The sequence below is a fragment of the Microbacterium sp. PRF11 genome (assembly GCF_031844085.1).
GTDB lineage: Bacteria > Actinomycetota > Actinomycetes > Actinomycetales > Microbacteriaceae > Microbacterium.
This window is the reverse complement of sequence record NZ_JAUZUP010000002.1, coordinates 554,300-576,952: the sequence shown is the minus strand read 5'-3', so window position 1 is coordinate 576,952 and position 22,653 is coordinate 554,300. Positions and strand designations below refer to the sequence as shown.

Sequence of the window (22,653 nt, the reverse complement as noted above, 5' to 3'; positions counted from 1 at the left end):
GTTTCCCGCCCCCACCTCGCGTGAGTCGCCATAATTCGTCGCCTCGGCGCCCGCGAGGGCAACAATTCCTGGCGACTCACGCGGGTGGAGCGCGGCGCGCGTCAGGCGCCGGGGCGCAGCACCACCTTGATGCAGCCGTCCTCCTTCTTCTGGAACGTCTCGTACAGCCCGGGGGCGTCCTCGAGAGGGGCGTGGTGCGTGACCAGGTCCATCACGCCGAGCGGGTCGGCGGCATCCTCCACGAGGGGCAGCAGGTCGTCGATCCAGCGCTTGACGTTGCACTGGCCCATCCTCAGGCTCAGCTGCTTGTCGAACATCGTCTTCATCGGCAGCACATCGGCCTCTCCCGCGTACACGCCGCTGAGCGAGACCGTTCCGCCGCGGCGCACGAGGTCGATCGAGGCGTAGACCGCGGCGAGCCGGTCGAGCCCGGCCTTGTCCATGAGCTTCTGCGCGATCGGGTCGGGGAGCAGGCCGACGGCGTTCTGCGCCAGCTTGATGCCGCCGTTGCCGTGGGCCTCCATGCCGACGGCATCCACAACGCCGTCCGCTCCGCGCCCCTCGGTGAGGTCGATCAGTTCGTCGACCACCGTGTCGGTGAGGTCGTACGTCAGGATGCCGTGCCGCTCGGCCATCGCCCGACGCTCGGGCTCGGGCTCGATCGCGAGCACCCGGTAGCCCAGGTGCACGCCGATGCGCGCGGCGAACTGTCCGACCGGGCCCAGGCCCATGACCGCGAGCGTGCCGCCCTCGGGGACGTTCGCGTACTGCACGCCCTGCCAGGCGGTGGGCACGATGTCGCTGAGGAAGAGGTAGCGGTCGTCGGGCAGGTCGTCGCCCACGCGGATGTGGTTGTAGTCCGCGAGCGGGACGCGCAGGTACTCCGCCTGACCGCCCGGCACCTGGCCGTACAGCTTGGTGTAGCCGAAGAGGGCGGCACCGCTGCCGTACTCACGCACCTGCGTCGTCTCGCACTGCGACTGCAGACCGCGGCGGCACATGAAGCAGTGCCCGCACGAGATGTTGAAGGGGACGACGACGCGGTCGCCGACGGCGAGGTTCGTCACGGCCGCGCCCACCTCGACCACGACTCCCATCGGCTCGTGGCCGAGCACGTCGCCCTTGTCGATGAACGGGCCGAAGAGCTCGTACAGGTGCAGGTCGGAGCCGCAGATCGCCGTGGAGGTGATCTTGACGATCGCGTCGGTCGGTTCGAGGATCTCGGGGTCGGGGACCTCCTCGACGCTCACGTTGCGCTTGCCCTGCCAGGTCAGTGCCTTCATGTGATGCCTTCCGTTCCGGGCCTTCCAGTCTCGGACTCCGACGGCACCCGGCCGAGGTGGTTGACGGACCCCGCCCGATGCGTCAGTCGCCGGTACGCAGGAAGGGCCGGTCCCACCGGGAACCGGCCCCTCGAAACGGGTGCGTCAGGCCGACAGCACGTGCTTGACCTGCTCGACCGCCCAGTCGAGCTCGGTCGCGCGGATCGTCAGCGGCGGCGCGATACGGATCGTCTGGCCGTGGGTGTCCTTGACCAGCACGCCGCGCGCGAGCAGCTTCTCGGCGACCTCGCGACCCGTGCCGTAGGCGGGGTCGATGTCGACGCCGGCCCACAGGCCCGCGATGCGCACGCCCGTCACGCCGTGGCCGATGAGCGCCCGCAGCGCCGGTTCGAGGTGCTCGCCGAGCGCCTTGGCGCGGTTCTGGAACTCCCCGGATGCCAGCATCTCGACGACGCGCAGACCCACGGCCGCGGCCAGCGGGTTGCCGCCGAACGTCGAGCCGTGCTCGCCCGCCCGGATGACGCCGAGCACGTCCTCGTCCGCCACGACGGCCGAAAGGGGCAGGATGCCGCCGCCCAGCGCCTTCCCGAGGAGGTACACGTCGGGCACGACGCCCTCGCGGTCGCAGGCGAAGGTCTCTCCCACGCGGCCGAGACCGGACTGGATCTCGTCGGCGATGAACAGCACGTCGTTCTCGGTGCAGATCTCGCGGACCCGCTGCAGGAACCCCTCGGGCGGGAGCACGACGCCGGCCTCGCCCTGGATGGGCTCGAGCAGCACGGCGGCGGTGTTCTCGTCGATCGCGGCCGCGATGGCATCCGCGTCTCCGTAGGGCACGTGCACGAAGCCGGGCGCGTAGGGACCGAAGTCGTCGTGCGCGGTGGGGTCGTCGCTGAAGCCGACGATCGTGGTGGTGCGGCCGTGGAAGTTGCCGTTCGCGACGATGATGGTCGCGGCATCCGGGGCGATGCCCTTGGTGCGGTACCCCCAGGCGCGGGCGACCTTGATGCCGGTCTCGACGGCCTCGGCTCCCGTGTTCATCGGCAGCACCAGGTCTTTGCCGCACAGCTGGGCGAGCGCCGTGGCGAAGGGGCCGAGACGGTCGTTGTGGTACGCGCGGCTGGTGAGCGTCAGGCGGTCGAGCTGCTCGCGCGCGGCGGACAGGATGGCGGGGTGACCGTGCCCGAAGTTGAGCGCCGAGTACGCCGACAGCAGGTCGAGGTAGCGCTTGCCCTCGACGTCGGTGACCCAGACGCCCTCGGCGCGCGAGACGACGACGGGCAGCGGGTGGTAGTTGTGGGCGAGGTGCGCACCCTCTTCGGCGATGAGACGCTCGCCGAGCGCGTCGAGGGTGGTGCTCATCGGGATCCGCCTCGCAGCTCGAGCGTGCAGCACTTGATGCCGCCGCCGCCGAGCAGCAGCTCGGACAGGTCGACCATGACGGGGGTGTAGCCGCGCTCGCGCAGCTGCGCCTCGAAGCCCACGGCACGCGGGGAGATGATGACGTTCTTGCCGTCGCTGGCCGAGTTCAGGCCGAACACCGCACCGTCGCTGTCGGACACGCGGATGGCATCCGGGTACCGCTCGCGCAGGATCGCCTGGCTGCGCTCGTCGAACGCGGTGGGAAGGTAGGCGATGTTGGCCTTCTCGACGCCGCCGGGGCCCTCCACGGGGTCGAGCACGGCGATCGCGGTGTCGAGGTGGTAGAACCGCGGGTCGGTGAGGGTCAGGGAGACGACCTCGCGCGAGAACACCTCGCCCACCTCCCGGTGGCTGTCACCGGTCGAGCGGAAGCCCGTGCCGGCGAGGATCGTGTTCCCCACGAGCAGGAAGTCGCCCTCGCCCTCGTTGACCTCGACCGGCTCGGCGACCTCGAAGCCGTTGGCGGCGAACCAGTCGATGAAGGCCGGCGCCTCGGCGGCGCGCTCGCGGAAGCGGAACTTCGGGCCGTACGCGACCCCGTCGATCACGAAGCCGCCGTTGGCCGTGTAGACCATGTCGGGCAGACCCTCGAGCGGGTCGATGAGCTCGATCTCGTGGCCCAGCGACACGTACGTGTCGTACAGCGACTGCCACTGCTGCAGCGCGAGGTTCGTGTCCGTGGGCCGCGAGGGTTCCATCCACGGGTTGATGCTGTAGCTGACGGTGAAGTGCTCCGGCCGGCACATGAGGTACCGACGGTGCTGCTGCACGCGCTCGCCGGGAGTGGCCTCGGCGGTGGTGGCGATGGGGGTAGCGGACATCTCTGCTCCTCGGAGGAAAGGTGCGGCGGACGCTGTCCTGGGGCTCGGTGGCCCTTCGAACCCGCGCGACGCCCATCAACTGCATGTGGCGCCGTGCGGGGAAAGGTCGGTCCGAGCACGCCGGTGTCATTGTCGCACGCGGGTGCGCGCGAGGGCGAGCGGCGCGGCCGGCCCCGCCTCAGCCCACGCGCCGCAGCGCGAGCGCCGCCCACGCGACGGGCGGAAGGGACACGCGCAGGATGCCGTCCTCGAGCCGCGTCTCGACGGCCCGGGGCTGCACGCGCTCGGGCTCGTCCCGGGTGTTCCGGGCGGAGAGGTCGTCGTCGTGCAGCAGGTGCGTCTCGACGACGGCCACCTCGCCGAGCCCGCGGACGTCGATCTCGACGTCGATCGCCTCCTCCCGTCCGCGATGCACGAGGAACAGCGCGGCCTCGCCCGCCTCGGCGTCCGCCGTGGCCACCGCGGACACCGCGGGCACCGCGCCGTACGTCGCCGTGTCGATCATGGGCGTCTCGACGGACACCCGCACCGCCGCGCCCCGCGCGAGGCGCGAGGTGAGCGCGAACGGGAAGAACGTCGTCTGGCGCCACGCCGGTCCGCCGGGCTCGGTCATGATCGGGGCGATGACGTTGACCAGCTGAGCGAGGGAGGCCGAGGCCACACGATCGCTGTGAGCGAGCAGCGAGATGAGCAGACTGCCGAAGACGACGGCATCCTGGACCGAATACACGTCCTCGAGCAGGCGCGGCGCGACCGGCCAGTCGTCGATGGCGGTGGGCTTCACCGCGTCGACGCGGTCGATGTACCAGATGTTCCACTCGTCGAACGAGATGTCGATGCGCTTCGTGCTGCCGCGAGCGGCGCCGACCGCATCGGCGGTGGCGACGACGGCCTCGATGAAGCGGTCCATGTCGACCGCCGAGGCGAGGAACGACGCGGCGTCGCCGTCGTGCTCCTGGTAGTACGCGTGGCACGAGATCATGTCGACGTCGTCGTAGGTGTGCTCGAGCACGACGCGCTCCCAGTCGCCGAAGGTCGGCATCGCCCGCCCCGACGACCCGCAGACGACGAGCTCGATCGACGGGTCGAGCTGCCGCATGCCCTTGGCCGTTCGCGCCGCGAGCTTGCCGTAGTCGTCGGCGGAGCGGTGCCCGAGCTGCCAGGGCCCGTCCATCTCGTTCCCGAGGCACCACACGCGCACGTCGAAGGGCTCGACGCGGCCGTTGTCGATGCGCTGCTGCGAGAGGGTCGACCCGCCGGGGACGTTGGCGTACTCGAGGAGGTCGATGGCCTCGAGCGTGCCGCGCGTGCCGAGGTTGACCGCGAGCATGAGGTCGCTGCCGACGGCGTCGAGCCAGTCGGCGAACTCGTGCAGGCCGATCTCGTTCGTCTCGGTCGAGTGCCACGCGAGGTCGAGGCGACGGGGCCGCTGCTCGCGGGGGCCGACGCTGTCCTCCCACCGGAAGCCCGAGACGAAATTGCCGCCCGGGTAGCGGATGGTCGAGACGCCGAGCTCGCGCACGAGCGCGATGACGTCGCGACGGAATCCGCGCTCGTCGGCCTGCGGGTGACCGGGCTCGTAGAGTCCGTCGTACACGTGGCGGCCGAGGTGTTCGACGAAGCCGCCGAACAGGCGTCGGCGTACCGGGCCGATCGCGGAACGGGGGTCGACGGTGAGTCGGGCAGCGGTCATCGGTGCTCCTCGCGGGTCCCGACGACGGTACCCCGGCGGGCGCGCGGCCCTGAATGTTTTCGAAACCCGACGACCGGCCCCGACCCGCGCGAGCGGAGCCGGGGCCGGTCGTGCGCGAAGCGACTACCGGGCGCGCGTGCGCGGATCCATCGCCTCGCGGAGCGACTCCCCCAGCAGCGTGAAGCCGAGGGCGGTCACCGCGATGCAGATACCGGGCAGGAAGGCCAGCCACGGCGCGATCGCGAGCTCGGACTGCGCGTAGGTGAGCATGCGTCCCCACTCGGCGGTCTGCGGGAGGCCCCCGCCCAGGCCCAGGAACGACAGCGCGGCGGCGTCGATGACGGCGGTCGCGAGCGTCAGCGTCCCCTGCACGATCACGGGGCCGACGCTGTTGGGCAGCACGTGCGTCATCGTGATGGTCCGGCGGCTCAGGCCCAGCGTCTGCGCCGACAGCACGTAGTCGGCTCCGCGCTGCTGCAGCATCGAGGCGCGCAGCAGGCGCGCGAACACGGGCACCTGCGAGGCCCCGATCGCGATCATGATCGCGAGCTGGCTCTGGCCGAGGATCGCGGCGATCGACACGGCCAGCAGCAGGTTCGGCACCGACAGCAGGATGTCGACGAAGCGCATGACCAGCGCGTCGACCCAGCCGCCGAACATGCCCGCGAGCAGGCCCAGCGCCATGCCGCCGAGCAGCCCCATGGCGGTGGAGATGACACCGATCTGCAGGGACGCCTGCGCGCCCCAGATCAGCTTGGACAGTACGTCTCCGCCGAAGCGGTCGAGGCCGAGCGGGAACTCCGCGAGCTCCCCCGGGCCGGGGATGTCGGTCGGGGTGATGAAGCGCTGGCCCGGAAGCGACTCCGCCGGGTAGGGCGCGAGCAGCGGCGCGAGGGCGGCGACGAGCAGGAAGGCCACGACGATGATCGCGCCGATCCACGCGACGGGGCTGCGGCGCAGCCGCTGGAACACGTCGTGCCAGAACCCGCCGCGCGTCTGGGCGGACAGCAGTTGCGCGTCCACCACCGCGTTGTCGTCGACGGGACCGCCGCTGGGGGCGGGAGGGAGGATGCCGGAACTCAACTGACTCTCACTCTCGGGTCGATGAGGCTGTACGACAGGTCGACCAGCAGGTTGATCAGCGCGTAGGCGATCGCGATGAAGATGATGAAGCCCTGCAGCACGGGGAAGTCGCGCGTGAAGATGGCCCGCGCGAGGAACTGCCCGATCCCGGGGAAGGCGAACACCGTCTCGGTGAGAACCGCACCCGAGATGAGCAGGCCCGCCTGCAGGCCCACCGTGGTGATGACGGGGAGCATGGCGTTGCGCAGGATGAAGCGGTTGCGCAGCGTCCCGGTGGCGATTCCCTTCGCCCGGCCCGTGCGCACGTAGTCGGCGTTCTGCACCTCGAGCACCGAGGCGCGCGTGATGCGCACGATGATCGCGAGCGGGATGGTGCCCAGCGCCAGCGCCGGCAGGATCAGGTGCAGGATCGCGTCCCACGACGCGTCGAACTCCCCCGTGATGAGCCCGTCGAAGACGTACAGGTTCGTGTAGTGCGTGGCGTCGATGCGCGGATTCTGGCGGCCGTCCGAGGGCAGCCAGCCCAGCTGCACGGCGAAGACGTACTTGAGGATGAACGCGAGGAAGAACACCGGGATCGTGATGCCGATGAGGCTGAGCACGACGGCGGTGTGGTCCCAGATCTTGCCGTGGCGGCGGGCCGCCCAGTAGCCGAGGGGGATGCCGATCCCCACCGCCACGATGAGCGCGCCGATCGACAGCTCGAGGGTGGCCGGGAACCGGCGCACGAACTCCTCGAGCACGGGACGACCGGTCTGGATGGACGAGCCGAAGTCACCGGTCAGCAAACGACCGAGCCACGTGAAGTACTGCACGTAGAGCGGCTCGTTGAAGCCGTACAGCTCGTTGATGCGGGCGACGGCCTCGGGGGTGGCGCGCTCACCGAGGAGGGCGACGGCCGGCCCTCCGGGCAGGGCGCGCACCCAGGCGAAGAGCAGGATCGAAAGGCCGAACAGGGTGGGGATGAGCAGGAGCAGGCGCCTGCCGATGGTGCGGAGCACGGGTTCTCACAGGGTGTCGGGGGTGGCGTGCACGGAGGCCGCGGGGCCCGCACCGGGACGGCACGGGACCCGCGGCATCCGGATCACTCGGTGAGTTCGATCTCGTTGTAGACCTCGTCCTGGACGGGGCTCGCCGGGTACGACTTCACGCGGGGCGCGAAGGCGAGCGTCGGCACGGGGTTGGCGAGCGGGATGCCGGGCAGGAACTGCGCGATCTGCTCGTTGACCGCCTGATAGGCCGGGTCCTGCTCGGCCTCGGTCGCAAGGCCGCGGGCCGAGGTGAGCGCCGAGAAGAGCTCGGCGTTGTCGAAGCCCCACTCGTTCGACTTTCCGCCGAAGAACGTGCCGACGAAGTTGTCGGGGTCGTTGTAGTCGCCGGTCCAGCCGAGCAGGTGGATGCCGTGCTCGCTGCCGCCCTGGATGAGGTCGAGGTACTCGCCCCACTCGTTCGAGACGGGGTTGAGCACGATGCCGACCGCCTGCAGCTGCGACTGGAGGTTGGTGAAGATCTGCTCGGGGTTCGGCATGTACGGACGCGAGATGTTCACGGGGTAGTTGAACGTCAGCGTCAGCGGGTTGGCCTCGGTGAAGCCGGCCTCGGCGAGGAGCGACTTCGCGGTCTCCTGGTCGAAGTCGTAGGTGGTGACGCCGGAGTTGAAGCCGATGACGCTGTCGGGCATGAACTGGGATGCCACGGTGGTGCCCTCGGGCAGCACCTGGGTGACCAGCTGCTCCTTGTCGATCGCGTGGGCGATCGCCTGGCGCACGCGGATGTCGGACAGCGCCGGGTCGGCCTGGTTCATGCCGAGGTAGAGGATGTTGAACGGGTCGCGGTTGGTGAGCATGTAGCCCGCGCTCTCGAGCGCACCCAGGTCGGCGGGGGCAACGAGGTCGTAGCCGTCGATCGAGCCGGACTCGAGCGCCTGGCGACGTGCGGTGGTGTCGCCGATCACGCGGAAGATGACCTGCTGCACCTGGCCCTGCTCGCCCCAGTACCCGTCGTAGGCGCTGACCGTCGCGTCGGCGCCGGGCTCCCACGAGTCGAACTTGAAGGGGCCGGTGCCGGTGGGGTGCGCCTGCGCGTACTCGCTGAGCGTGGGCGCCTCGGACGTACCGCCGACGTTGTCGGCCTGGTACTGCTCGAGAGCGGTGGGGCTCTGGATGGCGAAGGCGGGCAGCGACAGCGCCGGGATGAAGCCGGCGAACGGCTCGGTGAGGGTGATCGTCGCCTCGGTGGGGCTCGCGGCCTCGCAGCCGCCGTAGATCGAGGTGCCGGTGTCGGCGTAGCCGCGCATGATCTTGCCCCAGTAGTACGAGAGGCTCTCGGACTGCGCGATCCCGGTGAAGTTGTTCTGCCGGTCGAAGTTGAAGCAGACCGCGTCGGCGTTGAACTCGGTGCCGTCGTGGAAGGTCACGCCCTCTTTGAGCTGGAACGTGTACGACAGGCCGTCCTCGGACTGCGTCCAGCTCTCGGCGAGCATGGGGGCGGGGTCGGCGGTGCCGGGCTCCACGCCCACGAGACCCTCGAAGATCTGGCGCGAGATGCGGAAGGATTCCCCGTCGCTGGCGAAGGCCGGGTCGAGGCTGGAGGGGTCGCCCGAGGCGCCGAACACGAAGGTCGAGTCGACGTCTCCGCCGGAGTCGCCCCCGCCGTTGTCGTCGCGCTGGCTCGTGCAGCCCGACAGGAGGAGCGCGCCGATGGCGACGGCGGTGCCGCCGGCCAGCAGGCGGCGTCGTACGGTACTGAGCATTTTTCGATGCACCTTCCGGGGGTGGGGAGGGGGACGACTGCGTTGTCACGTCGTCGTGCCACGCTCCGCTTGCTGTGTTCCCCCGACCGTACAGGGCCGTTGCCGCCGCGCCCATTGCCCGTTTGTATCGATCGTGTTTCGGCATCCCGGCATCCTGATCCGGGCGGGCGCCCTGCACGACGCATTCCGCCACCCTCAACCCCGCCGTGGTTCCCACTTCGCCCAGCCGGAGCGCGGCGCGGATAGCGTGGAGCCATGGCACGCATGCGCATCGAACCGGACGACGCCCCCACGGCGCGACTGTCGGACGGCTCGATCGCCCGCGTGGCACCGTCGGGCTTCGTCTCGGGTTCGGAGCTCGTCGTCGACGGGACGCCCCAGTCGCACGTCGACCTCGACGACCCCACCCACCTGCACTTCGAGTACGTGGCCCGCATGGGCGCCGTCATCGATCGGCTCCGGATGCCGGGGCAGCCGCTGACCGCGGTCCACCTCGGCGCGGGAGCGCTCACCCTCCCCCGCTACGTCGAGGCCACCCGCCCCGGCTCGCGCCAGCAGGTCATCGAGCTGGAGCCGGCCCTCTGGGACCTCGTCCGCGAGAACCTGCCCCTGCCCCGCGGGGCCGCCGTGCGAGTGCGCATCGGCGACGCGCGCGCCGGCCTCTCGCGACTGCCCGCGGCTCTCACCGGTGCCGTCGACCTGCTCGTCAGCGACGTGTACTCCGGGGCGCAGACGCCCGCCCACCTGACGACGGTGGAGTTCTACCGCGCGGCCGCCGGGCTGCTCGCGCCCGACGGCGTGCTGCTGGTCAACGTCTCGGACGGACCGGGTCTCGCCTTCGCGCGCCGCCAGGTGGCGACGATCCGCGAGGTCCTGCCCGAGGTCATCGTGCTCGCCGAGGTGCAGGTGCTGAAGGGGCGTCGCTTCGGGAACCTGGTCGTCGCCGCCTCCGCCGCACCGCTGCCCGTGGAGTGGCTTCCTCGTCTCATGGCCGCCGGACCCCATCCGGCGAAGGTCGCGCAGGGCGCCGAGATCGAGGAGTTCATGCGCGGCGCCCGCCCCGCCACCGACGCGGATGCCACGGCCTCGCCGAAGCCGTCGGCATCCCTGTTCGAGAGATGACGGCGTCGGCTTCGGGCGCCGACCGCGTGGCGCGGGCCCTCCCGGCCCGGGGCGGCGCAGACTGGGAGTCCTGCCTGGACGAGAGGAGCGACGGTGAGCTACATCCACGGGTACGACCCCGACACCCTGCGGGAGATCACCGACTCCCAGGAGTGCATGGAGCGTCTCGAGGAGATCGGTTCGCAGCGGAGTCTGCACGCCCTTCTCGAGCGGGTGTGGCTGCTGAAGGTGCTCGACCGCTTCGACGAGGCGCTCTCCATCTCGGAGCAGTCGGTGCGCGTGGCCCGCATGGCCGGCACACGTCGCGATCTGCTGCGCGCGCGCATCCTCCACGCCACGATCATGCAGTGCCGCGGGGCGTACGCCGCCGCCGAGCAGGAGCTGACGATGTGCGCGGAGGAGGCCGAGGGACAGGGCTGGGCGAGCATCGCCGCCTTCGCCCTGCAGCACCGCGGCAAGGTGCACTTCGACGAGGGCGACTACGAGGCCGCGCGCCGCGACTTCAAGCAGGCGTTGTTCCTGCGGCAGAACGCCGGGGCCACCGATGCGCAGCTGGAGTCGACGCTCCTCGCCATCGACGCGGCCGATCGCCGCCGTGCCCGCGAGGCCGTCGCGAGCTGAGTGTCGGAGCCCCCGCCTAGTCTTCCGGTCATGTCCGATCTGCAGCGCGTACGCACGTGGGCCGAGGCGTTGATCGCCCTGCACCTCGACGCGTCCTGGACGTTCGGGTTCGACAACGCCAAGCGGCGCGCCGGGCTCTGCGACTACGGCCGCAAGCGCATCAGCGTCTCGCGCTACCTGGCCGCCCGCTACGACGACGACACCAACCACCAGACGCTCCTGCACGAAGTGGCGCACGCGCTCGCCGGCCCCGCCGCGGGGCACGGACCGGCGTGGAAGCGCATGGCGAGCGGGCTGGGCTACGTCGGCGGCACGACGCATGCGGGTGAGACCGCCACCGAGCTCGCCCCGTGGGTGGGCACCTGCCCTGCCGGTCACGTCGCGTACCGGCACCGCCGGGCGACGCGGCCCACCTCGTGCGCGAAATGCGCCCCGTCGTTCGATCCGCGCTTCGCGCTGTCGTGGGTGCACCGCGACATCAGCACGGCCACGCGTCGCGCCGCGGCCACGCCCCGCTGAGCGCTGCTCCGCTGCGTCAGGCCGCGCGGAGCACGCCGTCCTCCAGCACCGGAACGACGGATGCCGCATCGCGCGCCGCCGCGTCGAGCACGGCCTCGCGCGCGCCATCGTCCGCGAGCATCCGGCCGGTGCCGCTCGCGGTGAGCAGGTGCCGCACGGCTCCGGCGAGGGCGCGGTAGCCCTCCCCCGCGACGGCCGCGTCGGGCGAGGCGTGATCGATGCCGAGATCGCCGAGCGCCGCGACGACGGCCCCGGCGCCCAGGAGGTCGTCGACGGCGAAGCGCGGGGCCGCGGCATCCACGTCGTCGTGGTGACCGGCCGCGATCACCGAGATACTCGTTCGCTCCCCGCGGGAGCGCTGCACGTCGAGGACGTGGGCCGCGACGGCGGCGGCGTTGCGCAGCCCGCCGATCACGACGTGCGCGCCCGCGGCGGACGCCGAGCGCACGAGGGCGGCGGCCGGGTCGTCGTCGACGGAGACGTCGAGCCGTGCACCGTTCTCGCACGCCTCGAGCGCGTGCGCGGTGAGACCGAGGGTCTGCACGATCACCACGACGTGCGCGGGCGCGAGTCGGGCGAGCCCGTCCGCGCCCCATTCCAGACGCACCTGGTAGTCGGACTGCGCGAGGGCGGGGTTCTGCGGCATCCTTCGAGCCTAGAACCGCGAGGGTCGCGCGCCGCACGCGTCAAGCCGTGCGCGGCGATCCGGCGGATCGGGCACGATCGGGTCATGCGCATCCTGCTGAAGTTCGAGATCGACTGCGACCCGGATGCCGCCTGGCGCGCCCTGCACTCCCCCCGCGCGGTGGCCGAGCTCTACGGTCCCCTGCTGGAGGTCGACGCGCTGGGCGAGATGCCGACATCGTTCTCGTCAGGCGACGACGTTCCGGTGCAGATGAGCGTGGCCGGCGTCGTGCCGGTCGGCCGCCAACTGATCTCGGTGGCCGACCGCGAGACCACCGACGGCAACGGGCGCGTCCGCGTCTTCCGCGACTGGGGGGTGCCGCTCACGGGCCCGCTGTCGACGCTCGACGTGTGGGACCACCAGATGGCCGTCTCGGCCGTCCCGGGTGATCCGTCGCGCACGCTCTGGCGCGAGCGCCTCACGATCGGCGGCGCCGCCGCCCCCGCCCTCTGGCCGGGACTGTGGGCGATGTGGCAGTGGCGCGAGGCGCGGATCCGCGCTCTCGCTCCGACGTGGGCCTACGACCCCGAGGACGCCGAGGACTGACCCCGGCCCCGCCTCAGGCCAGGCCGTGGCGGTACGCGAAGACCACGAGCTGCACGCGGTCGCGCAGCGCGAGCTTGGTGAGGATGCGACTGATGTGGGTCTTCACCGTGGCCTCCGAGAGGAACTCGCGCTCGGCGATCTCGGCGTTGCTGAGTCCGGCCGCCGCGAGCGCGAAGATCTCGCGTTCGCGCTCGGTGAGGCCGCGGTAGGCCTCGGGGACCGGTTCGGCCGCACCCCCGTCGGCGATGTGGGCGAACAGCTCGCGGGTGGCGGCGGCGGCGATGACGGCGGAGCCGGCGTGGACCGTGCGCACCGCGGACAGGAGGAATTCCGGTTCCGCGTCCTTCAAGAGGAACCCGCTCGCCCCGCCCTGGATCGCCCGGGCGGCCGCTTCGTCGAGGTCGAACGTGGTGAGCACGACCACACGCGGCGCGTCCGGCTCGCGCAGGATCTCCGCCGTGGCGGTCAGCCCGTCCATGACGGGCATGCGCACGTCCATGAGGACGAGATCGGGACGCGTCGCGCGCACGACCTCGATGCCCTCGCGACCGTCCGACGCCTCGCCCACGACCTCGAGGTCGGGCTGCGAATCGATCACCATCCGGATGCCGGCACGGAACAGGGCCTGATCGTCGACGAGGACGATGCGGACGGGGGCGGTCATGACGACGGGTCCTCTCGCGGGCGGATGGGGCGGTGAGTCGACACGGGGCTCACGCGGGCGGTCCGATCGGCAGGGTCGCGCGGACGACGAACTCGCCGTATTCGGGACCCGCGGTCAGGTGCCCGCCGACGAGCTGCGCGCGTTCGCGCATGCCGATGAGCCCGTGCCCACCGGTGGGGGTCGCCGCGGGAACGGATGCCGTCGACCGGGCGTTGCGCACCGACAGGTCGACCCGGTCGGACTCCCATCCCAGGTGCACGCGCACGTGTGGGTCGACACCGTGCCGCAGGGCGTTGGTGAGCGCTTCCTGCATGATGCGGTAGACCGCGAGCTGGATCGCGGCGGGCGGGACGCCCGGCGGGACCGGGTCGACGACGACGTCGAGGTCGACACCCGCCGCGCGCATGCGCTCGTACAGCTCGTCGAGATCGGCGAGGGTCGGCTGCGGACCCGCGCTCTGGCTGTGTCGCAGCTGCGTGAGCAGCAGGCGTACGTCGGTGAGGGCGGAACGGGCGGTCAACGAGATCGTCGCCAGCGCCTCGGAGGTGGCGCCCGGGTCGGTCGCGGCGGCGTAGCGGGCGCCGTCGGCCTGGGCGATGACCACCGCGAGCGAGTGGGCGACGACGTCGTGCATGTCGCGGGCGATGTGCACGCGCTGCTGCTCGGCGATCATCTCCGCCTCGGCCGCACGCTGGGCGCGGCTCGTCGCGGACGCGCGCATGGCCGTGCGCACCAGCGCGCCCGACACCCACGAGAGCATGAGGGCGAAGCCCGCGGCGAACAGCAGAGCGCCGGCGGCGAACCAGGCGGTGGAGTTCGGCGGTTGCACGAGGTCGCGACCCACCAGGTACGCGGGGACGATGATCGCCCCCGCGATGCCCGAGCCGAAGCCGGTCCAGAACACCGCTTTCGTTCCGTACGCCGCCGTGCCGTACAGGACGGCGAAGATCGCCAGGTCGCTCGGCGAGGGCGGGCGCCCGAAGCCCATCTGCGTGAGGGCTCCGAACCACGCCAGCGCCAGGGCGAGCGCCGGGTGCAGGCGGCGGAAGGCCAGGGCGGCGCTGAAGACCAGCGCGACGGCCACCGCGCCGAGGGCGCCCGTGGCCGTGGCGTCGACGACCAGTTCGGCCGCGAGCACGAGCAGCCCGAAGAATGCGGCCACGCCGATGTCGATGGCGATCTGGTAGCGCTGCAGCGGACGGAAGGTGAGCATCGCCACCACGCTACGGGGAGGGCGGGCGAGCGGCATCCCTCGCGCGATGTATCCCGTGGGCCGCGGGGAGGATGCCGGTGGGCTAGGCCGGGAATCCCGCCGGTTCGATGGGACGCGCCTCGAAGAAGGTCTGCAGCACGACCGTGGTGCGGGTGTTCACCTGGGCGGCGGCGCGGATGTCGCGGATGAGGTCTTCGAGATCGCGCGGGGTGGGGACGCGGACGAACAGCATGTAGGCCGCCTCTCCCGCGATGGAGTGGCAGGCCTCGATCGCCCCGAGGTGCGCGAGGAGTTCGGGGGCGTTGTCGGGCTGAGCGGGATCGAGCGGCGTGATCTCGACGAACGCCGCGAGGGGACGCCCCAGGGCCTCGGCGTCGAGGATCGGGCGGTAGCCGCGGACGATTCCGCGGGCCTCCAGACGACGCAGTCGCGACTGCACCGCCGAGACCGAGAGCCCCACGCGTTCCGACAGGTGCGACAGCGTCGCCCGGGCGTCGAGCGAGATCTCCCGCACGATCGCCGCATCGACGGAGTCCTCGAGGCGCGGGGTACGGGAGGGGGCCTCGGTCATGCGCTCGACAGTATCAGGGCGGCCGACGACGACCCTGGCGTGATCCGTAAGTTTTCCGTTAGCATGACGTTTCAGCAGGAATATTTACAGCTTCGAACGGAGGATGCCATGACCATCGCGCCGCCCACCCGTGCCGCCCACGATCTCCTCGACGGTCGCACCGTCGACACGGTCGAGCAGACTCCCGCCTGGGCGCAGCTCAAGGCCGCCGCCACCGCCCTGCAGGCCCTGCAGGTCAAGGACGGCTCCATCGCCGACACCGACGCGGCAGCTCCGCTCCTCGACGACGTCGTCGAGGCGATCGACGCGCTCGCGCCCCTGTTCCCCCACGACGACGCGTACCTGCGCGCGTCGATCGCCGACTTCCGCCGCTGGCGCGACGAGGGGCTCGGCGTCCCCGACTTCCTCGACTCCCTCGCGGCGTTCCAGCCGCAGCAGCACCGGGTCGACGGCATCCGTCACCTGGTCGTCTTCCCGATGTACACGCAGAACGGGTCGAGCGATCGGTTCGTCGAGGCCGTGCTCGTCGAGGCCATTTGGCCGGAGTTCATCGCCCGGCTCGAGACGGAGTACACCAACCGCCTGTTCGTCTCGCTCCGACTGATCGATTTCACCCCGGGCTACGACACCAACTCCGCCGTGCTCTTCCCCGAGACCGTGGCGATGCGCGAGATCCCGACGTTCACGTGGGGTGCGATCTTCCAGGACCGCGAGGCCGCGCGCTACCGCCGCGTCACCCGGGCCGCCGCCGAGATCACCAAGCTCGAGCTGCCCGCCGCGGCCGCGCGCCTCCTCGACGACCAGGAGCTCGCGGAGCAGACGTTCGTCACATGGGACCTCATCCACGACCGCACGCACATGCGCGGCGATCTCCCCTTCGACCCCTTCATGATCAAGCAGCGGATGCCGTTCTTCCTCTACTCGCTCGAGGAGCTGCGGTGCGATCTGACCGCGTTCCGCGAGTGCGTGTCCCTGCAGAAGCGGCTCTCGACGCGCGACGACCTCGACGACGCGGAGCAGGCGATGCTGGAGCACGCCGAGCTCGTGCAGTACGCCGTGATCTTCGACCGCATCTTCCGCTTCGCCATCACCGGCTCGCGCGTGCGCAACTACGACGGGCTCGGCGGGCAGCTCCTGTTCGCCTGGCTGCACCAGCACCGGGTGCTGCACTGGACCGACACCTCGCTCGCCTTCGACTGGGACGAGGTCCCCGGCGCGGTCATCGCCTTGGCCGACGCCATCGACGAGCTGTACTGGCGCTCGATCGACCGCCCCAAGGTCGCACACTGGCTCGCCGCCTACGACCTGGTGCGCTCGGTCGTCACGCCCCACCCCGCATCGGCGTGGGCGCGGGGCCTGTCCGACGAGGTGCTCGCGGGACTTCCGAAGGGCTACACCGATGCGGTGCTCGACGACGAGTTCCCCCTGTCGATGTTCTTCGAGGCGCTCGAGAAGAAGATGCGCCCGGTGATCGCGTCGACCGCGGGCATCCGCGGGACCGACTGACGCCCCGGGGTCATGGGCCACGAGACGGGGACGGCACCCGGGGTGCGCGGACGACGGGTGCTGCTGGCCGGCGGGACGAGCGACGCAGGGCGCACGTGCGCTCGGACGCTGCGCCGTGCGGGCGCCCGCGTGATCGTCGTCGGAACCGACGACGGACGCCTCCGCGACCTCGCGACGGACGTCCCCGGCGTCGACCTCGAACGCTGCGACCTGACCGACCCGGCCGCCGTCGAGGCGCTGCGCGATCGCATGTACGAGAGGTACGGCCCGGTCGACGGCCTGCTGCACCTGGTCGGAGGCTGGCGCGGCGGCGGCGGACTCGCCGGGCAGAGCGATGAGGACCTCTCCTTCCTCCTGCGCTCCTTCACGGCGCTCCGGAACGTGTCGCGCACCTTCGACGACGACCTGCGCGCCTCGGATGCCGGCCGGCTCGCCATCGTGTCGTCGACGGCCGTCGCGCGTCCGCTGGCGGGCGGCGCGAACTATGCCGCCGTGAAGGCGGCGAGCGAGGCGTGGACGCGTGCCGTCGCCCAGGGATTCGCGAAGGACGCCCGCGACACCGAACGCGAGCTCCGCGCCGCGGCGGTCGTCTTCCGCGCGAGGACCCTGGCGGGAGCCGAACAGGTGCTCGCCGACGCGTTCCTCGCGCTGTGGGACGCGCCCGCCACGGCGGCCAACGACCGCGTGGTCGAGGTGGTCGCGGGAGGTTAAGCGCGCTCCGCCGCGTCGGCGACGTCGGCGTTCACCTCGGCCGTGCGGTACTGCGTCGACAGGATGCGGTACGAGCGGGTCAGGAAGGCGAGCCCGGCCGCGACGACCATGATCAGCCCGGCGATGACGAACACGAGCGCGATACCCCGCGACTGACCGTCGCCGAGCAGCCACCCCCACGTCGCTCGCCCCTCGGCGCCGTCCATGTACGGGATGATCAGGAACTGCGCGATCGGGGCGATGAGGAACGACGTCACCGGCGCGGCCGCGGACTCGAAAGCGGCGGCGAAACCGAAGACCCGCCCCTGGGTGGCGAAGGGCACCACCTTCTGGATGACGGTCTGCTCGGCGGCCTCGACGGGCGGGATGAGCGCCATGTACACCCAGATGCCGGCGGCGTAGAGCCACCACCAATCGCGCAGCACGAAGACGGCGCCGAGCACGCCCATCGCCATGACGATCCACAGCATCGTGCGGATGGGGTTCTTGCCGAGACCGAACTTCGCGACGAGACCGCCGCCGATGATGAAACCCGTCGCCGTGACGCCGAGGACGATGCCCCACAGCTGCACACTGAAGATCTCGAGGCCGTAGGGATCCATCAGCGCCATGTAGACGCCGCCGATGAGGTTGTTGAAGGTGGAGAAGACGATGAGCGCGAACAGGCCCGGCGCGGCACGAACGGCCCGGACCGCCCCACGAAGGTCGACCAGGGGGCCCGGCTCGTCGGCGGCGGCCGGGCGCTCCTCGGGGATGCGGATCGTGAACAGGTGCACGAGGGCGACGAGAGTGAAGGCGATCGCGATCGCCAGCGTCCACCCCATCCCCAGGAACCCCACCGACAGGCCGCTGAACACGCTCGTGACGACGAACGCCAGCCCCTGAACCGTGCCGACGAGACCGTTCGCGTTGGCGTGCCTCTCGACGGGGACCAGCAGGGTGACGGTGGTCGACAGTGCGATGTTGCGCATGTTCTCGACCACGGCGCCCGCCAGGATGACACCCGAGAACAGCCAGAACCAGGGGCCGCCCAGATCGAGCAGCGCCGCCTCGGGGAAGGCCAGCCACAGCGCCCCCGCCAGCAGGAACGCCGTCAGCGTGACGACGCCCGAGAACACCATGACCCGGTGCTTGCGGTGGCGGTCGACGAGGGAGCCGAAGACCATCGCGAAGATCGCCAGCAGCAGCATGTACGCGCCGCCCACGATGCCCGTGGCCAGGACCGACCGGGTCTCGAGGTACACCCAGAAGGTGAGCGCGAACCACAGGAAACTCGTGGTCACGTTGGCCGCGGCCGTGTTGACGAGCACCGCGAGGAAGGTGCGGTGTCCGCCGGCCGGGGCGACGGCCGCGCCGGACGAGGCGGCGGGCGTCGGCGAATCGGTCATGGCGATCACGGTAGACCCGACCTCCGACATCGGCCAGGGGGAGTGCGACCGCGGGGGCACGCGACGGCCTCGGGCGGCGTGACTACGCTGGATCGGTGACATCCCTCCACGACTCCTCGGTGCGCGGTTTCGCCTCCGACAACTACTCCGGAATCCACCCCCGCGTCCTCGCCGCGATCGCCGCGGCCAACGAAGGCCACCAGGTCGCCTACGGCGAAGACGTCTACACCGCCCGCCTGCAGGAGCTCTTCGTCTCCCTACTCGGCGAAGGCGTCGAGGCGTACCCCGTCTTCAACGGCACGGGCGCCAACGTCGTCGGGCTGCAGTCGATGCTCCCCCGGTGGGGCGCCGTGATCTCGGCATCCACCGCTCACATCAATGTCGACGAGGGCGGAGCCCCCGAACGCGTCGGCGGCATCAAGCTGCTGACGGTGCCCACCGACGATGGCAAGCTCACCCCCGAGCTCGTCGACCGCGAGGCCTGGGGCTGGGGCGACGAGCACCGTGCGCAGCCGCTGGTGGTGTCGATCACCCAGTCCACCGAGCTCGGCACCCTGTACACGGTCGAGGAGATCCGCGAGCTCGCCGCGCACGCGCACGGGCACGGCATGCGCCTGCACATGGACGGCGCGCGCATCGCGAACGCCGCCGCGGCCCTCGACGTGCCCCTGCGCGCCTTCACGCGCGACGCGGGAGTCGACGTGCTGAGCTTCGGCGGGACGAAGAACGGCGCCATGATCGGGGAGGCGATCGTCGTTCTCGACCCTGAGGCGTCCACGGGCCTGACCTACCTGCGCAAGCTCGACATGCAGCTCTCCAGCAAGATGCGCTTCGTCTCGGCCCAGCTGGTCGCCCTGCTCGACGACGACCTGTGGCTCGAGAACGCACGGCACTCGAACGCCATGGCGCAGCGTCTGCGCGCCGGCGTCGAGGCGGGGCTCGCCGACGGCTCGATCCGCGGCGTCGAGTTCACGCAGCCCACCCAGGCCAACGGCGTCTTCGCGACCCTCCCGGCCGGCGTCGCCGACCGCCTCCGTCAGAGCTTCCGCTTCTACGATTGGGACGAACTGCGCCGCGAGGTGCGGTGGATGTGCTCCTTCGACACGACCGAGTCCGACATCGACGCCTTCGTCGCCGCGATCGCGAGGGAGACGACCGCCTGAGGCCCGCGCGAGCGCTGAGGGCCGCGGCATCCGTTCCGGGATGCCGCGGCTCTCGCCGTCTCAGGCCCCGCCGAGCCAGTCGCGGTAGGCGTCGAAGGTCGACTCGCGACCGAGGAACGACTCGACGAGCTCCTGGGCGTCGCGCGTGCCGCCCGGCTCGAGGATCTCGCGGCGGTACCGGGTGGCCGTGTCGACGTCGAACAGATGGTCGCCGAACGCCGACAGCAGATCGCGCGCGATGACGAGGCTCCACTGATACGTGTAGTAGCACGCGCCGTAGCCGGTGAGGTGCCCGAAGCCGGCGTACGAGTGCGACCCGTCGAGGGGTGTCACCGGGCTGGCCGCGCGGTAGTACCCGTCGACCGCGCTCGCGAGATCGGCGGGACGATCGACGTGCAGACGGTACGAGGTCGTGGCGTGGCCGAGCTGCCGGGTGACCTCCAGGCCCCGTCCGAACGCGTCGGCGGTGCGCATGCGCTCGACGAGCTCGGCCGGGATGGGCTCGCCCGCGTCGTTGTGCGCGAAGACGGCCAGCGCCCCGGCGTCCCACGCCCACTCCTCGAGCAGCTGGCTCGGCGCTTCGACGAAGTCCCACTCGGTCGCGACCCCGGTCCACCGCGCCCACTTCTGGTGACCGCCGAGGATGTCGTGGACGAGGTGGCCGAACTCGTGGAAGAACGTCACGACCTCGTCGTGCTCGAGGAGCCCCCGCGAGAAGTTGCACAGCAGCACCGACTCGGGCAGCGCGCGACCGCTGATGCCGGGCGCGAGACCGAAGCAGGCGGCGTGGTTGTACTTGCCCTCGCGCGGGTGCAGGTCGAGGTGGATGCGGCCGAGCCGCTCCGCACCGCGCACCACGTCGTACGTGCGCACGTCGTCGTGCCAGGACGGGGCGTCGACGGGCACGTAGGTCACGTCGAGCAGACGCCCGGTGGTCGCGAGCACCCCGTCGAGCACCCGATCGAAGCGGAAGTACGAGCGCACGAGCTGCGCGTCGACGTCGTACTCCTCGCGCTTGAGCGCGCCGAGCACGTACCAGAAGTCGGCGATCGTGACCGCCTCGGCCGCGGGATCATCGCGGCGCAGCCGCTCGAGCACGCGCTCGTACTCGTCGGCGGCGGCCGGGGCCGCCGCGTCGGCGATGCGTTCCAGGAAGGTGCGGACGGCCGTGCTCGAGCCGATCATGCGCGTCTCGGTCTCATAGTCGGCCCAGTCGCCGTACCCGAGCAGAGCGGCCCGCTCGGCCCGCACGGCGAGCAGCTCGGCGAGCACCGGCTCGTTGTCGGGCCAGGCGAGATCGTTGTACGCCGACACCAGGGCGTGACGCACCGAACGGTCACGGGCGTACTCGCGCACGGGCATGAGGTCGGTGTACTCGGTGGTGAGGGTCACCATCCCCTCGTCGTCGGCGGGGTGCTCGGCGAGGAAGTCGTCGGGCAATCCGTCGAGCGCGGCCGCGGGGACGCGGATCTCACGACGGCCCTCGCGGATGTTGCGCGAGAACGTCAACGACAGCTCGGTGTCGCGGTCGGTCAGCTCTCGGACGCGATCGCGATCGGCATCCGACAGGTCGACGCCGCCCCGGCGGAAGTCGCGACGCACCTGCGAGAGGAACCGCTGCTCGTCGGGCTCGAGGCCGCTTTCGTCGGCGTCAGCGAACACGCTCCACAGGTCGCGGTCGAGCAGGCGGCGCGACTGCACCGCGTCGACCGCCTGCGCCTGCTTCTCGGCCGTCTCGCGCACCCCGGCGTCGGGGTGCGACTCGCTGATCAGGTGCGAGGGGGCGGCGGCTTCGGCGAGCGCGATGTCGGCCTCGTTCCACAGCGCCAAACGCTCGTGCAGCGAGAGCCCGGGCTCGGAGATGAGGCGCTGATCGATCGCGGCGACACGTTCGAGCCGCTCGACGGGACGGTCCGCGGCGAACGCGCGCCACGCGTCGAGTTCACGCGGCAGGGACAGGGGTTCCAGGGGAGAATCCGGCATCCTCCGACCCTAGGCAGGGCCACCGACACCGGCAATCCCCGACCGGGCGACCTCAGCGCAGCGCACCCACCGAGGCCAGCGCCAGGCGGATCAGCGTGCCGCGACCGCCCTCCATCTCGTCGGACAGGGCATCGGATGCCGCTTCCTGCGGCGAGAGCCAGGTGACCTCGAGCGCGTCCTGACGCGGTTCGCACGTGCCCGTGACCGGCACGACGTACGCGAGCGACACGGCGTGCTGTCGATCGTCGTGGAACGCGCTCACGCCGGGGAGCGGGAAGTACTCGGCGACCGTGAACGGCGTCGGCTGCGGCGGGAGCAGGGGGAAGGCCATCGGCCCGAGATCGTTCTCGAGGTGGCGGAACAGCGCATCGCGAACGGTCTCGCCGTAGCGGACGCGCCCCGACACGAGCGTGCGCGTCATCTCGCCGAGCGGCGTCGCCCGCAGCAGGATGCCGACCTGCGTCACCGCGCCCATGCCGTCGGTGCGCACCGGCAGCGCCTCGACGTAGAGCATCGGCAGACGGCGGCGCGCCTCGGCGAGCTCGACCTCGCTGAGCCATCCCGGATTGGGGTTCGGACCTCCGGACGCGCCGGAGAACGACGCGGCGAGCGGCTCGTTCTCGTCGCCGTTGTCGCCGGGTTCGGGGTCGGGGGTGCGCACGGGCATGCTCCCTGTATATCAACGGACCGCTCCGGATGCCGCGTGTCCCGCACCGCGAGGGGCGCGGCGCGGGGCCGGGAGGGGAGGGCCGCGGGGCCCGGGAGGGGAGGGGAATCGGCGCGGGGAGGGCGGTTCCCGCCGAACCCGCCCTCCCCTGCCCGCATCCCCTCCCGTCACGGCGGGCCCGGGCGCAGGCGTGGCGACCATGAGCGGAGGCACAGCGTCCGTGAGGGGAGGGGAATCCCC

Annotated in this window: 21 protein-coding genes; 7 read left to right on the top strand and 14 right to left on the bottom strand. The window is 71.3% G+C overall.

What is annotated here, in order from left to right:
• Positions 1-101: 101 nt before the first annotated feature.
• The 7 genes from Q9R20_RS08265 to Q9R20_RS08235 form a co-directional block, all read right to left on the bottom strand.
• On the bottom strand, positions 102-1,283 hold the full coding sequence (locus Q9R20_RS08265; RefSeq protein ID WP_311248886.1) for an alcohol dehydrogenase catalytic domain-containing protein: 1,182 nt from the start codon (positions 1,281-1,283) through the stop codon (positions 102-104).
• A 144-nt stretch (positions 1,284-1,427) separates the two neighbouring features.
• The gene (rocD, locus tag Q9R20_RS08260; RefSeq protein WP_311248885.1) at positions 1,428-2,645 is read right to left on the bottom strand and encodes an ornithine--oxo-acid transaminase; all 1,218 of its coding nucleotides are present in this window, start codon (positions 2,643-2,645) and stop codon (positions 1,428-1,430) included.
• Positions 2,642-3,526, bottom strand: coding sequence for a dimethylargininase (ddaH, locus tag Q9R20_RS08255; RefSeq protein WP_311248884.1), 885 nt, complete (start codon positions 3,524-3,526; stop codon positions 2,642-2,644). The genes rocD and ddaH overlap by 4 nt, the downstream gene beginning before the upstream one ends.
• Before the next feature lie 178 nt (positions 3,527-3,704).
• Positions 3,705-5,219 carry an alpha-N-arabinofuranosidase gene (locus tag Q9R20_RS08250; protein WP_311248883.1) on the bottom strand — a complete coding sequence of 505 codons (1,515 nt, stop codon included), beginning with the start codon at positions 5,217-5,219 and terminating at the stop codon, positions 3,705-3,707.
• Positions 5,220-5,342: 123 nt separating this feature from the next.
• Complete coding sequence (locus Q9R20_RS08245) at positions 5,343-6,302, bottom strand: ABC transporter permease (RefSeq protein WP_396653670.1); 960 nt, start codon at positions 6,300-6,302, stop codon at positions 5,343-5,345.
• Entirely contained in the window at positions 6,299-7,303 is a 1,005-nt protein-coding gene (locus Q9R20_RS08240) for an ABC transporter permease (protein ID WP_311248882.1), read from the bottom strand. The genes Q9R20_RS08245 and Q9R20_RS08240 overlap by 4 nt, the downstream gene beginning before the upstream one ends.
• An 83-nt stretch (positions 7,304-7,386) precedes the next feature.
• The gene (locus Q9R20_RS08235) at positions 7,387-9,054 is read right to left on the bottom strand and encodes an ABC transporter substrate-binding protein (protein WP_311248881.1); all 1,668 of its coding nucleotides are present in this window, start codon (positions 9,052-9,054) and stop codon (positions 7,387-7,389) included.
• Positions 9,055-9,309: 255 nt separating this feature from the next.
• Between Q9R20_RS08235 and Q9R20_RS08230 the strand changes: the two genes are divergently transcribed.
• From Q9R20_RS08230 to Q9R20_RS08220, 3 genes are all read left to right on the top strand, one after another.
• Positions 9,310-10,176: a fused MFS/spermidine synthase gene (locus Q9R20_RS08230; RefSeq protein WP_311248880.1), complete on the top strand. Its 867-nt coding sequence runs from the start codon at positions 9,310-9,312 to the stop codon at positions 10,174-10,176.
• A gap of 93 nt (positions 10,177-10,269) precedes the next feature.
• Positions 10,270-10,797 carry a tetratricopeptide repeat protein gene (locus Q9R20_RS08225; protein ID WP_311248879.1) on the top strand — a complete coding sequence of 176 codons (528 nt, stop codon included), beginning with the start codon at positions 10,270-10,272 and terminating at the stop codon, positions 10,795-10,797.
• A 30-nt stretch (positions 10,798-10,827) separates the two neighbouring features.
• The gene (locus Q9R20_RS08220; RefSeq protein WP_311248878.1) at positions 10,828-11,316 is read left to right on the top strand and encodes a SprT-like domain-containing protein; all 489 of its coding nucleotides are present in this window, start codon (positions 10,828-10,830) and stop codon (positions 11,314-11,316) included.
• A gap of 16 nt (positions 11,317-11,332) precedes the next feature.
• Here the strand turns inward: Q9R20_RS08220 and Q9R20_RS08215 are convergent, their stop codons facing one another.
• Complete coding sequence (locus tag Q9R20_RS08215; RefSeq protein ID WP_311248877.1) at positions 11,333-11,962, bottom strand: 2-phosphosulfolactate phosphatase; 630 nt, start codon at positions 11,960-11,962, stop codon at positions 11,333-11,335.
• 84 nt (positions 11,963-12,046) lie between these two features.
• Between Q9R20_RS08215 and Q9R20_RS08210 the strand changes: the two genes are divergently transcribed.
• The gene (locus Q9R20_RS08210; protein ID WP_311248876.1) at positions 12,047-12,547 is read left to right on the top strand and encodes a hypothetical protein; all 501 of its coding nucleotides are present in this window, start codon (positions 12,047-12,049) and stop codon (positions 12,545-12,547) included.
• 13 nt (positions 12,548-12,560) lie between these two features.
• Here the strand turns inward: Q9R20_RS08210 and Q9R20_RS08205 are convergent, their stop codons facing one another.
• From Q9R20_RS08205 to Q9R20_RS08195, 3 genes are all read right to left on the bottom strand, one after another.
• Complete coding sequence (locus tag Q9R20_RS08205) at positions 12,561-13,211, bottom strand: response regulator transcription factor (RefSeq protein WP_311248875.1); 651 nt, start codon at positions 13,209-13,211, stop codon at positions 12,561-12,563.
• Positions 13,212-13,260: 49 nt separating this feature from the next.
• Positions 13,261-14,424: a histidine kinase gene (locus Q9R20_RS08200; protein ID WP_311248874.1), complete on the bottom strand. Its 1,164-nt coding sequence runs from the start codon at positions 14,422-14,424 to the stop codon at positions 13,261-13,263.
• 82 nt (positions 14,425-14,506) lie between these two features.
• Complete coding sequence (locus Q9R20_RS08195; protein ID WP_311248873.1) at positions 14,507-14,995, bottom strand: Lrp/AsnC family transcriptional regulator; 489 nt, start codon at positions 14,993-14,995, stop codon at positions 14,507-14,509.
• 108 nt (positions 14,996-15,103) lie between these two features.
• Here Q9R20_RS08195 and Q9R20_RS08190 point away from each other — a divergent pair, with 108 nt between their 5' ends.
• Together Q9R20_RS08190 and Q9R20_RS08185 are read left to right on the top strand one after the other, a co-directional pair.
• Positions 15,104-16,501: a DUF6421 family protein gene (locus Q9R20_RS08190; protein WP_311248989.1), complete on the top strand. Its 1,398-nt coding sequence runs from the start codon at positions 15,104-15,106 to the stop codon at positions 16,499-16,501.
• 12 nt (positions 16,502-16,513) lie between these two features.
• Positions 16,514-17,212, top strand: a complete 699-nt coding sequence (locus tag Q9R20_RS08185; RefSeq protein ID WP_311248872.1) for an SDR family oxidoreductase — start codon at positions 16,514-16,516, stop codon at positions 17,210-17,212.
• On the opposite strand, the gene Q9R20_RS08180 is transcribed toward Q9R20_RS08185, so the two are convergent.
• On the bottom strand, positions 17,209-18,600 hold the full coding sequence (locus Q9R20_RS08180; RefSeq protein WP_311248871.1) for an MFS transporter: 1,392 nt from the start codon (positions 18,598-18,600) through the stop codon (positions 17,209-17,211). The two genes, Q9R20_RS08185 and Q9R20_RS08180, sit on opposite strands and share 4 nt — an antisense overlap.
• Before the next feature lie 95 nt (positions 18,601-18,695).
• Here Q9R20_RS08180 and Q9R20_RS08175 point away from each other — a divergent pair, with 95 nt between their 5' ends.
• Positions 18,696-19,763 carry a low specificity L-threonine aldolase gene (locus Q9R20_RS08175; protein WP_311248870.1) on the top strand — a complete coding sequence of 356 codons (1,068 nt, stop codon included), beginning with the start codon at positions 18,696-18,698 and terminating at the stop codon, positions 19,761-19,763.
• A gap of 60 nt (positions 19,764-19,823) precedes the next feature.
• Here Q9R20_RS08175 and Q9R20_RS08170 read toward each other — a convergent pair whose 3' ends face one another.
• The gene (locus tag Q9R20_RS08170; protein WP_311248869.1) at positions 19,824-21,746 is read right to left on the bottom strand and encodes a M3 family metallopeptidase; all 1,923 of its coding nucleotides are present in this window, start codon (positions 21,744-21,746) and stop codon (positions 19,824-19,826) included.
• Between the two features lie 52 nt (positions 21,747-21,798).
• A complete protein-coding gene (locus Q9R20_RS08165) occupies positions 21,799-22,413 on the bottom strand; it encodes an NUDIX hydrolase family protein (RefSeq protein WP_295839203.1) in 615 nt (204 codons plus the stop codon).
• Positions 22,414-22,653: the final 240 nt, after the last annotated feature.